Genomic DNA, 13,620 nt, shown 5'->3' with positions numbered 1-13,620 from the left:
TGAGGCGCGAAAGGTCAACGCCGATAACCCTCTCCCGCAAGCGTAAGAGGGGACCGTTCGGTGCACTATGAAGCCGCGGCATCAGCCGGTACGGACGGCGCCCTCTCCCTGAGGGAGAAGGCTGGGGTGAGGGGGAAGCACCGGTACGAACTGCTCCGGAAAGGCCGGCACATCGTTGAATAAAAACGTCTCAGCTCAACCCGGAGCTGTGTCGTTTATCGACGAATCGTCATCAACGGTCCTTCGGGTAGAGCTCGGTGAAGCGCTCGGCGAGATCGGCCAGTGACACGGCGCCCAGGCGCTCCAGCAGGATCGCGGTGGCCTGCTCCATGGCGTCCTGCAAGGCGGCGTTGACCACCTTCTCCACCAGGCAGTCCGGGTGCACGTTGTCGAAGCCCATGGCGAACAGGCGCTCGCTGCCCACGGCGCGATAAACGTCCAGCAGCGTTACCTGGGCCAGGTCGCAGTCCAGCGTCCAGCCGCCGCCGTGGCCCTTCTCCGAGCGCACGTAGCCGGCCTCGCGCAGCCCACCCATGGTCCGCCGCACCACGGCCGGGTTGGTGCCGAGCATCCGCGCGATGTTGTCGGAGGTCACGGGCTGGTCGTCGCGGGCCATGTGCAGCAGCACGTGAAGCATGCGCGAGAGGCGGCTGTCGGTTCGCACGGCGGGGTCTCGAAGGGGAAGGCGCCTGCATCATCGCACCCCGCTGCGGCGCGGTTCAAACCCGTCTGCCACTGGCATTGCCACCGGAATGGGCGACAATGGCGGTCACGCGCCCTCTCCCGCCTCCCCGCGAGCCCAGACCATGAACGACCTTTCCATCCAGCTGGTGCAGGCCGGCCCCGAGCATCAGGACCTGATCCGCAACCTCTACCAGTACTACGCCTACGAGTCGTCGGACTGGGAAGACGAGGACGTCGAGGTCGACGGCCGCTTCTACATCCACGAGGAGCACCTGGCGCGTTACTGGAGCGAGCCGGAATGGAGCGCCAACCTGATCCTCGCCGACGGCTTCATCGCCGGCTTCCTGCTGGTGGAAGGCAGCGAGCTGCCGGGCATCGATGCGCTGGAGCTGTCGGACCTGTTCGTGCTGAAGAAGTACCGCCGCCTTGGCATCGGCCGCGCCCTGGCCAACCAGGTGCTGCTGGGCAACCCCGGTCCGTGGCTGGTGCGTTTCTATGCCCAGGACGAAGTGGCGGCGGCCTTCTGGAAAGCCGTGTTCGCCGACCTGCCGCGCCCGGTGCAGAGCATCGAGCCGGGCGACGATCCCCAGTTGGTGAGTTACCTGATCAGCCCGCTCGCCCACTGAGTGGCTGTTCTCCAGGATCAGTCTTCTGTCACTTCCGATCATTGAGCGGCTTGCCGGCGCGGCCGTATCGTCCTGAACGAACAACAAGAAGCTCAGGAGCTACTCCCGTGACCGCACTGAACCTGCATCCCCAGGCCGCCGCTTCACTGGCCAGCTGGCACCAGATGGTGGCTGCCAAGAACCTCTCCAACCTGCCGTCGCTGCTGGCGCCCAACGCGGTGTTCCGCTCGCCCATGGCGCACTCGCCCTACCCCGGCGCGCCGGTGGTGTCGACCATCCTCAACACCGTGCTGCAGGTGTTCGAGAACTTCACCTACCACCGCGAGCTGGCCACCGGCGACGGCCTCAACGTGGTGCTGGAATTCAGCGCCACCGTCAGCGGCAAGGAGCTCAAGGGCATCGACATGATCCGCTTCGACGAGGACGGCAAGATCGTCGAGTTCGAGGTGATGGTCCGCCCACTCAGCGGCCTGCAGGCCCTGGGCGAGGAAATGGGCCGCCGCCTGGCGCCCTATCTCGCCGCCGCCAAGGCCCAGTCCGCCAAGGCCTGATTGCCGACCGTGGGGATTTCTGCTGGGATGGACCACCTCCCGCTTCCAGGAAATCCCCATGGCCTCCTTCGAGGAACTCTTCTCCATCGGCGAGGGCTTCGACGCCTTCGTCGCCCACGGCCTGCCCGGCGAGATCGCCGGCGTGCGCCAGGTCCAGCAGCGTCTGGCCGCAGCTGACGCGATCAGCGCCGAGACCCTGCGCCGCATCCAGGCCATCGAGGGCCGCTACCGCCTGCTGATCGCCGGCGAGATGTGGTGCCCGGACTGCCAGATCAACGTCACCGTGATGGACTACCTGCAACGCCTGCAGCCGCGCGTCGAACTGGCGGTGATCAGCAAGGGCCGCGCCGAGGATGACCTGCGCGAACGCCTGGCGCTGGAGCGCATCCTGATCCCGGTGGTGCTGGTGCTCGACGGCGATTTCCAGCCGGTGGGGCGCTTCATCGAACGGCCACAGGACGTGGTGGCTGGCGGTGATGCACTCAAGCCGGCCTACCGCGCGGGCGAGTACCTGGAAAGCACGCTGACGGACCTGCTGGCGCTGTTCGAGAAGGCCGAAGGCCGGGGGTAAGCCCGCCGCGTCCCGATGAAAGGCCGCCGGAACCCTTGCGGCCGCGGCCGCATCCGGCCATCCTTGCCACTGTATGTAAAACCAGTGCCCGCCCTACTCCTCAAACTATGCACGCGCCGCTCGACCCCAGCCTCTACTACCTGAGCAACTTCCACCGCGCCCTCGACTGGATCGACGAACGCTACGCCGACCTGCTCGACGCCGAGGAAGCACGGTTCATCGCCGATTTCCGCGCCCTGCCGCTGCCTTCGCGGGCGCTGCTGGTGCGCCTGGTGATGCGCAAGGGGCCGCACTTTCGTGCCGGCAAGCTGAGCTACGCGGAGATCGGCGACATCCGCAGCGCCGCCGCGCCACTGCTGGCGCTGGGCTGGCTGGACGACGCCTGGCCCCTGGCGCTGGAGGAAGTGCTCGGGCTGTTGCTCAAGGACGAACTGCTCGCGCGCTTTCGCGAAGACCTGCCGCGCGGCTCGCTGAAGAAAGCCGAGCTCTACGAACACCTGCACGCCTACCATGAGCAGGTGCAGCCGTTCGCCGCCTGGTACCCGGACCTCGACGCGCTCTACACCCTGCTGGCCACGCCGCTGTGCGACCGCCTGCGCCTGCTGTTCTTCGGCAACCTGCAGCAGGACTGGTCCGAGTTCGTCCTCGCCGACCTCGGCATCTTCCGTTACGAAAGCGTCCCCTTCACCGCCGACTCCCGCGCCTTTCGCCAGCGCGACGACCTGGAAGCCTACCTCCACCTGTGGAACGCCGCGGTGCGCTTCGACAGCGGTGAACCCATCGGCGAACTGCTCGCCGAGCTGGCCGGCTTCCATAGCGACAACGCCTACCTGCAAGCCCGCCATGGTCGCCTGCTGTATCGCATGGCCTACCAGTGGGAGCGCGAAGGCGAGCTGGATGCCGCGCTGGCGCTGTACCAGCGCACTGCCGCCGGTGGCTCGCGGCAACGGCAGGTCCGCGTGCTGGAACGCCTGCAACGCTTCGAGGAGGCCCATGCCCTGGCACAGCTCGCCCTGGCTGCACCGGAAAGCGACGGCGAGCTGCAGCTGCTCGAGCGCGCGCTGACCCGGCTGGTCCGCCAGCTGGGTCTGCCCCGTGAAAAGGCCAGCAAACCCGCGCCGCCGCTGCGTATCGACCTGGAACTGCCGCAACCGGACTACAGCGTCGAATTCGCCGTGCAGGCGGTGCTGCATGAAGACGCCGCGCCGGTGCACTACGTGGAGAACGCGCTGGTCTGCAGCCTGTTCGGCCTGCTCTGCTGGGAGGTGATCTTCGCCCCGCTGCCCGGCGCCTTCTTCCACCCCTTCCAGGCCGGCCCCAGCGACCTCAACCGGGGCGACTTCGTCAGCCGCCGCGCGGACGCCTTCGCCGCACGCCTGGTGCTGCTGGAGAGCGACGCCTATCTCGCGGCGATCCGCGAAACCTATACCGCCAAGTTCGGCATCCTCTCGCCCTTCGTGCACTGGGAGCTGCTGAACGAAACTCTGCTGGAACAGGCCCTGCACTGCCTGCCGGCGGCGCACCTGAAGCTGTGGTTCGAGCGCCTGCTTGCCGATCCGAAGGCCAACCGCGCCGGCATGCCTGACCTGATCCAGTTCTGGCCCGCCGAGGCGCGCTACCGGATGATCGAGGTGAAAGGCCCCGGCGACCGCCTGCAGGACAACCAGAAACGCTGGCTGGCCTTCTGTGCCGAGCACGGCATGCCGGTGGAGGTCTGCTATGTGCGCTGGCAGCAAGAGGCCGTGCCCAGCCCATGAGTTACGCCATCGCCGTGCGCGCGCTGTGCGAGTTCACCGCCAAGGAAGGTGACCTCGACCTGCGCTTCACCCCTGCCCCCACGGCGCAGGAAGGCATGGCCGGGCACGCCACGGTAGTGTCGCGGCGCGGGCTGGGCTACATCGCCGAACTGCCGCTGCGCGGCGAATACCCCGGACTGCTGGTCAGCGGCCGCGCCGACGGCTACGACCCGCAAGCCAACCTGCTGGAAGAGATCAAGACCCACCGCGGCGATGTCGCGCGTATCCCGCAGAACCACCGGCTGCTGCACTGGGCGCAGGTGAAGGTGTACGGCTGGCTGCTGTGCCAGACCCTGGAGATCGACGCCATCGACCTGGCCGTCGTCTACTTCAACGTCATCACCCAGAAGGAAACCGAATTCCGCGAGCGCTTCGCCGCCGCCGAGCTGCGCGCCTTCTTCGAACTGCAATGCCAGCGCTTCGTGCAGTGGGCCGAGCAGGAAAGCGCCCACCGCGTCGAGCGCGACCAGGGTCTGGAGGCGCTGCGTTTCCCCTACGCCGAGTTCCGCCAGGGCCAGCGCATGCTCGCCGAATCGGTCTACCGCGCCGCCCGCGATGGCCAGACGCTGATGGCCCAGGCCACCACCGGCATCGGCAAGACCCTCGGCACGCTGTTCCCGCAGCTCAAGGCATTCCCCGGCCAGCAGCTGGACCGCCTGTTCTTCCTCACCGCCAAGACCCCCGGCCGGCGCCTGGCCCTGGACGCCCTGGCCACCCTGCGCCAGCAGGAGGCCGCCCAGCCGCTGCGAGTGCTGGAGCACGTCGCCCGCGACAAGGCCTGCGAGCACCCGGACAAGGCCTGCCACGGCGAATCCTGCCCGCTGGCCAAGGGTTTCTACGACCGTCTGCCCGCCGCCCGCGAGGCCGCGCTCCAGCAGCGCTGGCTGACCCAGGAAGCGGTGCGCAAGGTGGCGCTGGAGCACCAGGTCTGCCCCTATTACCTGAGCCAGGAACTGTGCCGCTGGTCCGACGTGGTGGTGGGCGACTACAACTACTACTTCGACATGACCGCCCTGCTCTACGGCCTCACCGTGCTCAACGACTGGAAGGTCACCCTGCTGGTGGACGAGGCGCACAACCTCATCGAACGCGGCCGCGGCATGTACAGCGCCGAGCTGGACCAGGGCGAGTTCAACGCCCTGCGCAAGGTCGCCCCGGCCAAGCTGAAGAGCGCGCTGGAGCGCGTCGGCCGGCACTGGAACCAGCTGCACCAGGATCAGGACGTTGACTATCAGATCTACCCGACCATCCCCGACCTGTTCATCGCCGCGTTGCAGAAGGCCGTCAGCGCCATCACCGACCACCTCACCGACCAGCCCACCGGCAACGAGGCCGAGCTGCTGCGCTTCTACCTCGACGCCATGCTGTTCTGCCGGCTGGCCGAGGCCTACGGGCCACACTCGCTGTTCGACATCACCCGCCACGACGTCAGCGCCCGGCGTGTGCTCTCGACCTTGTGCCTGCGCAACGTGGTACCCGCGCCCTTCCTCGCCGAACGCTTCAAGGTGGCCCACAGCACCACGCTGTTCTCCGCCACCCTGAATCCGGCCAACTACTACGCCGACCTGCTCGGCCTGCCGGAAGACACGACCTGGCGCGAAGTGGAGTCTCCTTTCCACGCCGAGCAGCTGGAAGTCCACACCCTGAGCAACCTGTCGACCCGCTACCAGCACCGCGAGGCCAGCCTCACGCCGATCAGCACCCTGATGGCCCGGCAGTTCCGTGCGCGGCCGGGCAACTACCTGGCCTTCTTCAGCAGCTACGCCTACCTGCAGCAGGCGCTGGAACGCTTCACTGCCGAACATCCGGACATCCCGCACTGGGTGCAGTCGCGCAGCATGAATGAGATCGAGCGCCAGGCCTTCCTCGACCGTTTCACCCCTACCTCCCGCGGCATCGGCTTCGCCGTGCTCGGCGGCGCCTTCGGCGAAGGCATCGACCTGCCAGGCGAGCGCCTGATCGGCGCCTTCATCGCCACCCTGGGCCTGCCGCAGGTGAACGAGGTGAATGAGGAGATCAAGCAGCGCATGCAGGGCATGTTCGGCGACGGCTACGACTACACCTACCTGTTCCCCGGCCTGCAGAAAGTCGTCCAGGCCGCCGGGCGGGTGATCCGCACGCCGACCGATTCAGGGGTGATCTACCTGCTCGACGACCGCTTCAACCAGCCGGCAGTGCGGCGACTGCTGCCGGGCTGGTGGAAACCGCAGCGGCTGAAGTTCATCGCCGACCCGCCGCGCACCAAGGCGCCGCAGGGATACCTGTTGCTGTGAGCCCCTGGCGGGGAAGCGCTCCGCTTCAGCCCTCTTCGTTCTGCCCCAGCCCATGCATCCGCAGCTTGTTGGCGATGGTGGTGTGCGACACCCCCAGCCGCTTGCCCAGTTGCCGGCTGCTGGGGTGCTCGCGGTAGAGCCGTTCCAGCACCGCGCGCTCGAAGCGGCCGACGATGGCGTCCAGCCCACCGTCCAGGGAGAAATCCCCCAGCGGATGCGGCGCGCCGTAGTCCGGCAGGCGGATGTGCTCGGGGCGGATGGTGCCGCCCTCGCACAGCGAGACCGCCTGGAACAGCGCGTTCTCCAGCTGGCGCACGTTGCCCGGCCAGTGGTAGCGGCCGAGTCGATCCAGCGCCTGCGGCGAGAGCTTGGGCAGGGCGCAGCCGATCTGCCGGCTGGCCTGGTCGAGGAAGTGTTCCACCAGCGGTTCCAGGCCGTCCAGGCACTCGCGCAGCGGCGGAATATGCAGCGACAGCACGTTGAGGCGGTGATAGAGGTCCTGGCGGAACTCACCCTTGGTGCAGAGCTCGGAAAGGTCCACCTGGGTCGCGCAGATCACCCGCACGTCCAGGTACACCTCCTCGTCGCTGCCCACGCGGCGGAAGCAGCCGTCCTGCAGGAAGCGCAGCAGCTTGGCCTGCAGGCGCGGGCTCATCTCGCCGACACCATCGAGGAACAGCGTACCGCCGGCGGTCAGCTCCAGCAGGCCGAGCTTGCCTTCCGGACGTGCGCCTTCGAAGGCGCCGGGGCCGTAACCGAACAGCTCGGTCTCGGCCATGGATTCGGGCAGGCCGGCGCAGTTCAGCGCCATGAACGGCGACTGCCCGCGCGGGCTGGCCAGGTGGCAGGCGCGGGCCAGCAGTTCCTTGCCGGTGCCGGTCTCGCCCTCGATCAGCAGCGGCGCGTCCAGCGGCGCCATGCGGCGTGCCTCACGGACCACGGCGGCCATCACCCGCGAACTCTGGAAGATGCTGTCGAAGCCGCGCAGCTCCAGGCGCCGAACGTTGTAGATGCGCTCCCCGACGCGGTCGGCGCGATGCAGGGTGAGCACGGCGCCGGCCAGCGCCTCGCTTTCATCGTGCTCGGATTGCAGCGGGGCGATATCGGCAAGGAACACGTCGCCCTTCACCTTGACCCGCAGGCCGTTGATGCGTGCCTTGTTGGCCCGCACCAGTTCGGGCAGGTCGAGGTCTTCGGCGTAGCGCGACAGCGGGATACCCGGCACCTCATCCACGCGCACACCCAGCAGCTGCGCGGCGGCGCGGTTGCCCGCGACGATCTGCCCGGCCATGTCGATGGACAGCACCGGGAACTCCAGCGCCGCCAGCAGCGCGTTCAGCTCCAGGTGGCGGCGCTCGCTCGGCATCAGGCCGACGCGCTTGACGCCGAATACGCCGGGAACCGCTTCGAGCTTGGGCTTGAGCGACTGGAACTGCAGGTTGATCAGGTTCGGGCAGAGCAGGTAGATGGCGTTGCCCTGCTCGCCGCCGACTTCGCCACGGTTGACGTTGATGCCGTAGTCGACCAGCAGGTTGAGGATGTCGCGCAGGATGCCGACGCGGTTCTGGCAGTGCACTTTGATGCGCATGGCGGGCCCGTGGTTGTCGTTGTGGTGGGCACTCCGGCGCGGATTTTCGCAAGGCGGCCGGAAATTACCGTCAAGAATATGTGACAGATCACCACAGCTTCAAGCCATGGCCGGATGCGCGCGCCAGCAAGCGTAATCATTTCTTTACGGATTGCCCCGTTTGGCACCTTCAAGAGCGGCGCCAGAGGGGGTGTTTCCCGGCACGCAGCGCGCTATCAGTGAGTCATCACCAGAACAGGGTGAGACATCACAAGAACAGGCAGTTCGACGCCGGAGGCTCCATGAAGACAACGCAGTACGTGGCCCGCCAACCTGATGAAGATGGCTTTATCGACTATCCGCAAGCCGAGCATCAGGTCTGGAACACCCTGATCACCCGCCAGTTGAAAGTGATCGAGGGCCGCGCCTGTCAGGAATACCTGGACGGCATCGAGCAGCTCGGCCTGCCCCACGAGCGCATCCCGCAACTGGGCGAGATCAACCAGGTACTCCAGGCCACCACCGGCTGGCGCGTGGCGCGGGTGCCGGCGCTGATTCCGTTCCAGACCTTCTTCGAGCTGCTGGCCAGCCAGCAATTCCCCGTCGCCACCTTCATCCGCACCGAGCAAGAGCTGGACTACCTCCAGGAGCCGGACATCTTCCACGAGATCTTCGGCCACTGCCCGCTGCTCACCAACCCCTGGTTTGCCGAGTTCACCCACACCTACGGCAAGCTGGGGCTGGCGGCGAGCAAGGAAGAACGGGTGTTCCTCGCCCGCCTGTACTGGATGACCATCGAGTTCGGCCTGCTGGACACCTCCCAGGGCCTGCGCATCTACGGCGGCGGCATCCTCTCGTCGCCAAAAGAGACGGTCTACAGCCTCTCCGACGAGCCCGAGCACCAGCCGTTCAATCCGCTGGAATGCATGCGCACGCCGTACCGCATCGACATCCTGCAGCCCCTGTATTTCGTGCTGCCCGAGCTCAAGCGGCTGTTCGAACTGGCCCATGAGGACATCATGGCGCTGGTGCGCGAAGCCATGCGCCTGGGCCTGCACGCGCCGAAGTTTCCGCCGAAACAGGCCGCCTGATCCGCTGCAATCATCGCCATCTGTGCCTAGGATGAGACGTGCCCGCGAGCCTAAGATGGTCCGCGAGCGCACTCCTATGCCCCCCCACGACGAGGAGAACCCTTTCATGACCGCACTCAACCAAGCCCATTGCGAAGCCTGCCGCGCCGACGCCCCGAAGGTGTCCGACGAAGAACTGGCGGTGCTGATCAAGCAGATTCCGGAGTGGAACATCGAGGTCCGCGACGACCACATGGAACTGGAGCGGGTCTACCTGTTCAAGAACTTCCGGCATGCCCTGGCCTTCACCAACGCGGTGGGCGCCATCGCCGAGGAAGAAGGCCACCACCCCGACCTGCTGACCCAGTGGGGCAAGGTCACCGTCACCTGGTGGAGCCACGAGATGCGTGGCCTGCACCGCAACGACTTCATCATGGCCGCGCGCACCGACGCGCTGGCCGCGAAAGCAGAGGGCCGCAAATGAGCCATTTCGCCAAGGTCACCCGCGTACCGGGCGACCCGATCCTGGGCCTGCTCGAAGCCTATCGGGCGGACCCCAATCCCGCGCGGCTCGACCTTGGCGTGGGCGTCTACAAGGACGCCCAGGGCCTCACGCCGATCCCCCGTGCGGTGAAGCTCGCCGAACAGCGCCTGGTGGATAGCGAGACCACCAAGAGCTACGTCGGCAGCCACGGCGACGCGCTGTTCGCCGCGCGCCTGTGCGAGCAGGTGCTGGGCGTTACCTCGCCGCTGCTGGCCGATTCCCGTGCCGATGCCACCCAGACACCCGGCGGCACCGGCGCCCTGCGCCTGGCGGCGGAGTTCATCGCCCATTGCCTGCCGGGCCGGAACATCTGGCTGAGCGACCCGACCTGGCCGATCCACGAGACCCTGTTCGCCGCCGCAGGCGTGCCGATCAAGTTCTACCCCTATGTGGGCGCGGACAACCGCCTCGATGCCGAGGCCATGTTCGCCATGCTGGAGAAGGTTCCCCAGGGCGACGTGGTGCTGCTGCACGCCTGCTGCCACAACCCCACCGGCTTCGACCTGGATCACCAGCAGTGGCAGCGCGTGCTGGAGATCGTCCGCCGCCGCGAGCTGTTGCCGCTGCTGGACTTCGCCTACCAGGGCCTGGGTGACGGCTTGGAAGAGGACGCGTATTCCGTGCGCCTGTTCGCCGAGAACCTGCCGGAAGTGCTGATCACCAGCTCCTGCTCGAAGAACTTCGGCCTCTACCGCGACCGCGTCGGCGCGCTGATCGTCTGCGCCGAGAACGCCGACAAGCTCACCGACATCCGCAGCCAGCTGGCGCTGTTCGCCCGCAACCTGTGGTCGACCCCGCCGGCCCACGGCGCGGAAGTGGTCGCCACCATCCTCGGCGATCCGGAACTGAAGAACCTCTGGCTGGCCGAGCTGGACGGCATGCGCGGGCGTATCGCCGAGCTACGCATCGGCCTGGTGGAAGCCCTGCGCCCCCATGGCCTGGCGGAGCGCTTCGCGCACATCGCCATCCAGCGCGGCATGTTCTCCTACACCGGCCTGCAGGCCGACCAGGTGCGCATCCTGCGCGAGGAACACAGCATCTACCTGGTGAGCAGCGGCCGCGCCAACATCGCCGGGCTCGACGGCGAGCGCCTCGACCACCTGGCGGCGGCCATCGCCCGCGTCTGCCGCTGACGACGAATTCTTCCCCCTCGACCGGCCTGCGAGCCGGTCTTTTTTTGCCTGGCCGCGCCCCATTTGCAGGAGCCCAGCCCTTACTCGCGAACACCGGTCGACGCCGATGCCAGGGCGCTTCGCGAGCAAGCTCGCTCCTACGAAAAGCGCTGGGTGCTCGCCGAGGGGCGTAGGAGCGGACTCTGTCCGCGATTGGCCTCCGACGCGATGCGGACCTATCGTGGGCAGAGTCCGGTCCCGCATGAAGCTCCTGCGCGAAGAGAAGCCCTCTCCCTGAAGGGAGAGGGAGTCGCACGTGCCGGCTGACACATTAGTCTCAGCCGGCGACATACAGTCCCCCTCTCCCTTCGGAGCGGGGCGCGCAGCCAGGGTTAGGGAGAGGGAAAGCCAGGCACGGACTTTCCGAAGAAGACAGTTGCTCCTACGTGAGCTGATGGATTGGCGCCGCCACACTACCGCTCACGCAACTCCATCACCTTCAGCTCCGGATCGGCGTTGATCTGCGCGTCGGTGAACGGCAGCTCCGGCCACTGCTGGCGAGCGAACAGTTCGGTCTGGTCGCGATGATGCGGCGAGCCCGGTTCGCTGGACTGGGAGAACGCCAGCAGCCCGCGCGCCTTCGGCCCTTCGGCGGTGGAGTCGACCAGCTGGATGTAGCTGCTGCCGCTGAGCACGCGGTAGTGGTCGCCCTGCCATTCCGAATGGATGGCGTTGTACACGCCCTCGTTGCCGGTGCCGCCGGGGATGCCCAGGGGGTTGGCCACATCGCCGGTCAGCTGCAGCTCGCCCCACTTCTCGTCCGCGCGGATGTTGCGGCCGTCGATCTCCTGCGCGGCCGCCACCAGGGCCTGCTGCGCCTGCTGGCGGACCTGCGGCTTGTCCAGGGCGATGCCTGAAGGCGTGGCCAGCGGCAGCTTGGGATCGAAGGGCAGACGCCAGCCGCCGTCGATCTTCAGGAAGCGCGCGACGAAGGCCTGGAAGTAGGCGAAGCCGGGGTTGCTGTCGAGGTTGACGTGGCGGTCCCAGGCACCCAGCGCGGCGCAGGCGGCCTCGGTGCCTGCAACGGCCGGCTTGCACAGTTGCAGCAGGTCATCGAGGAGCATGTCGGCTACGTAGACGCGGTTGTCGGTGACCATTTTCTGCAGGTCGTCGGGGCCGATCTTGTCTTCCCCTTTCAGGCGTTCGAGGGCGAAGCGCGTGCGCGCGCTGACCGGGATCGAGTCGCGGCTCACCAGCGGCGAGAAGCCGGTCAGCGGCTGCGCCGGGTTGCTCAGCCAGGCGCTGTCGTTGGAGTTCTGCACGAAGTCCTCGCGCTCCAGCGCCGGCATCTGCTCCGGCGGCGTCAGGCCGGCGTGGCGGGTGCCCGGCGCGCTCGACCAGTCGCAGGCACGGCGCCCACCCTGCAGCACCGGCAGGCCCTGCTTCTGGTACTCGGGGATGGCGCAATCGGCCAGTTGCTGCGGGCTCAGGTGCGGCACCACCGACTGGTTGAGGTAGAGCACCTTGCCCTCGGCATTGGTCGCCAGGGTGTTGACCCAGGGGATGCCCTGCACGTGCTCGACGCTGTCGCGCAGTTCCTCCAGGCTGCGCGCGTGATCGATGGCGTACCACTGCTGCAGGACGCGGTCGTTGCCCAGGTTGGCGTCGCGCACGGCGAAGGCCTGGCTGGCGTTCCAGGGCAGCTTGCCCGGCACGCTGAGCACCGGACCGTATTCGGATTCGTACAGCGTATGGCTGCGCGTGCCGACGCGACCGCTGGGCTCCAGCACGCGAACACGCAGGGTGACCTGTTTGAGCGGCCGTGACTGGCCGTCGACGCGGTAGCTGCGCGGGTCCTGCGGATCGAGGTCGAGGCGGTACAGGGTGAAGTGGCTGGAGGTGTCCACCGTGTGGCTCCAGGCTACGTCCTTGCTGAAACCGATATTCACCAGCGGCATGCCCGGCAGGGAGGCCCCCATCACGTCGAGCTGGCCGGGAATGGTCAGGTGCATCTGGTAGAAGCGCAGCGCACCGAACCAGGGGAAATGCGGGTTGGCCAACAGCAGGCCGTTGCCGTCGGCCGAGCGCTCGCGGCCCACGGCCACGGCGTTGCTGCCGTGGTCCTGGTGGAAGCTTTCACGCCGCTGCATGGCCGCCAGTACTTCGCCGTCACTGACCAGCGAAGAGGTCGCCTGCCCCGGCGGCGTAGCCGCCATCATCGCCTCGGCGAACTGCCCGGCGCCGGCCTGCACCAGCAGGCGGCGGGTCAGGCGCAGCAGGTCGTCGGCCTCCAGCGGGCGCAGCCAGGCCTTGCCGGCGCACTGCGTGCCGGCGGCCTGGGTATCCCACAGCCAGCGGTTGTAGCCGGCGGCGTAGCCATCGAGCAGGTCGCGGATCGGCTGCGGCTGGGCGCTGCGCAGGCGGCGCAGGGATTCATTGTCGTTGAGCCAGGTGTAGAAGAAGTCCGAGGGCAGGTTGCCGATGCCGGCGGAGGTCTTGCCGTCCTCGCCGAAGTAGCGCGAACGCTCGCCGCGGGCGGTGAGGACTTCCTCGGCCAGCAGGCAGGCGTTGTCGCGGGCGTAGGCATAGCCGATGCCGTAGCCCAGGCCGAGTTCGTCCCTGGCCTGGATGTGCGGGATGCCGTAGCGGGTCCAGCGAATCTGCGCCTCGAGTTGGGCGCCATGGGCCAGCGCAGGCAGTCCGGCAGCCAGCAGGCCGCCGGCCACGGCGGCCAGTCGGAAGGTCTTGCTCATTGATTTCCTCAATGCTCGGATGACGGCCGGAAGCCCGGCCAGGGGCACGCAGCCGAACGCTTTCGCGGCGGCG

Annotated in this window: 11 protein-coding genes; 8 read left to right on the top strand and 3 right to left on the bottom strand. The window is 67.5% G+C overall.

Features of this window, described 5'->3' with window-relative positions; genetic code table 11:
- Nucleotides 1-232: 232 nt before the first annotated feature.
- Nucleotides 233-664, bottom strand: a complete 432-nt coding sequence (locus HNP46_RS10315) for an Rrf2 family transcriptional regulator (RefSeq protein WP_184588458.1) — start codon at nucleotides 662-664, stop codon at nucleotides 233-235.
- A gap of 142 nt (nucleotides 665-806) precedes the next feature.
- Here HNP46_RS10315 and HNP46_RS10310 point away from each other — a divergent pair, with 142 nt between their 5' ends.
- The 5 genes from HNP46_RS10310 (at nucleotide 807) to HNP46_RS10290 (ending at nucleotide 6,501) form a co-directional block, all read left to right on the top strand.
- The gene (locus HNP46_RS10310) at nucleotides 807-1,310 is read left to right on the top strand and encodes a GNAT family N-acetyltransferase (RefSeq protein WP_184588456.1); all 504 of its coding nucleotides are present in this window, start codon (nucleotides 807-809) and stop codon (nucleotides 1,308-1,310) included.
- 107 nt (nucleotides 1,311-1,417) lie between these two features.
- Nucleotides 1,418-1,861 (top strand): nuclear transport factor 2 family protein, encoded by a 444-nt coding sequence (locus tag HNP46_RS10305; protein WP_184588454.1) that lies wholly within the window; start codon nucleotides 1,418-1,420, stop codon nucleotides 1,859-1,861.
- 58 nt (nucleotides 1,862-1,919) lie between these two features.
- Complete coding sequence (locus HNP46_RS10300) at nucleotides 1,920-2,432, top strand: thioredoxin family protein (protein ID WP_184588452.1); 513 nt, start codon at nucleotides 1,920-1,922, stop codon at nucleotides 2,430-2,432.
- Nucleotides 2,433-2,539: 107 nt separating this feature from the next.
- Nucleotides 2,540-4,189, top strand: coding sequence for a VRR-NUC domain-containing protein (locus HNP46_RS10295; RefSeq protein WP_184588449.1), 1,650 nt, complete (start codon nucleotides 2,540-2,542; stop codon nucleotides 4,187-4,189).
- Nucleotides 4,186-6,501, top strand: coding sequence for an ATP-dependent DNA helicase (locus HNP46_RS10290; protein ID WP_184588447.1), 2,316 nt, complete (start codon nucleotides 4,186-4,188; stop codon nucleotides 6,499-6,501). The genes HNP46_RS10295 and HNP46_RS10290 overlap by 4 nt, the downstream gene beginning before the upstream one ends.
- Before the next feature lie 25 nt (nucleotides 6,502-6,526).
- Here the strand turns inward: HNP46_RS10290 and HNP46_RS10285 are convergent, their stop codons facing one another.
- Nucleotides 6,527-8,089 (bottom strand): sigma-54-dependent transcriptional regulator, encoded by a 1,563-nt coding sequence (locus HNP46_RS10285; RefSeq protein WP_184588445.1) that lies wholly within the window; start codon nucleotides 8,087-8,089, stop codon nucleotides 6,527-6,529.
- Nucleotides 8,090-8,370: 281 nt separating this feature from the next.
- Between HNP46_RS10285 and phhA the strand changes: the two genes are divergently transcribed.
- The 3 genes from phhA (at nucleotide 8,371) to HNP46_RS10270 (ending at nucleotide 10,815) form a co-directional block, all read left to right on the top strand.
- Nucleotides 8,371-9,159: a phenylalanine 4-monooxygenase gene (gene phhA, locus HNP46_RS10280; protein ID WP_184588443.1), complete on the top strand. Its 789-nt coding sequence runs from the start codon at nucleotides 8,371-8,373 to the stop codon at nucleotides 9,157-9,159.
- Between the two features lie 106 nt (nucleotides 9,160-9,265).
- Nucleotides 9,266-9,622: a 4a-hydroxytetrahydrobiopterin dehydratase gene (locus tag HNP46_RS10275; protein ID WP_184588440.1), complete on the top strand. Its 357-nt coding sequence runs from the start codon at nucleotides 9,266-9,268 to the stop codon at nucleotides 9,620-9,622.
- Entirely contained in the window at nucleotides 9,619-10,815 is a 1,197-nt protein-coding gene (locus HNP46_RS10270) for an amino acid aminotransferase (protein WP_184588438.1), read from the top strand. The genes HNP46_RS10275 and HNP46_RS10270 overlap by 4 nt, the downstream gene beginning before the upstream one ends.
- 452 nt (nucleotides 10,816-11,267) lie before the next feature.
- Here HNP46_RS10270 and HNP46_RS10265 read toward each other — a convergent pair whose 3' ends face one another.
- Complete coding sequence (locus HNP46_RS10265) at nucleotides 11,268-13,547, bottom strand: acylase (protein WP_184588436.1); 2,280 nt, start codon at nucleotides 13,545-13,547, stop codon at nucleotides 11,268-11,270.
- Nucleotides 13,548-13,620 lie beyond the last annotated feature (73 nt).

It is taken from the genome of Pseudomonas nitroreducens (assembly GCF_014204515.1).
Classification (GTDB): Bacteria; Pseudomonadota; Gammaproteobacteria; order Pseudomonadales; family Pseudomonadaceae; genus Pseudomonas; species Pseudomonas nitritireducens_A.
Note: the sequence above shows the minus strand (reverse complement) of the source record. Positions and strands in the feature narration are given on the sequence as shown.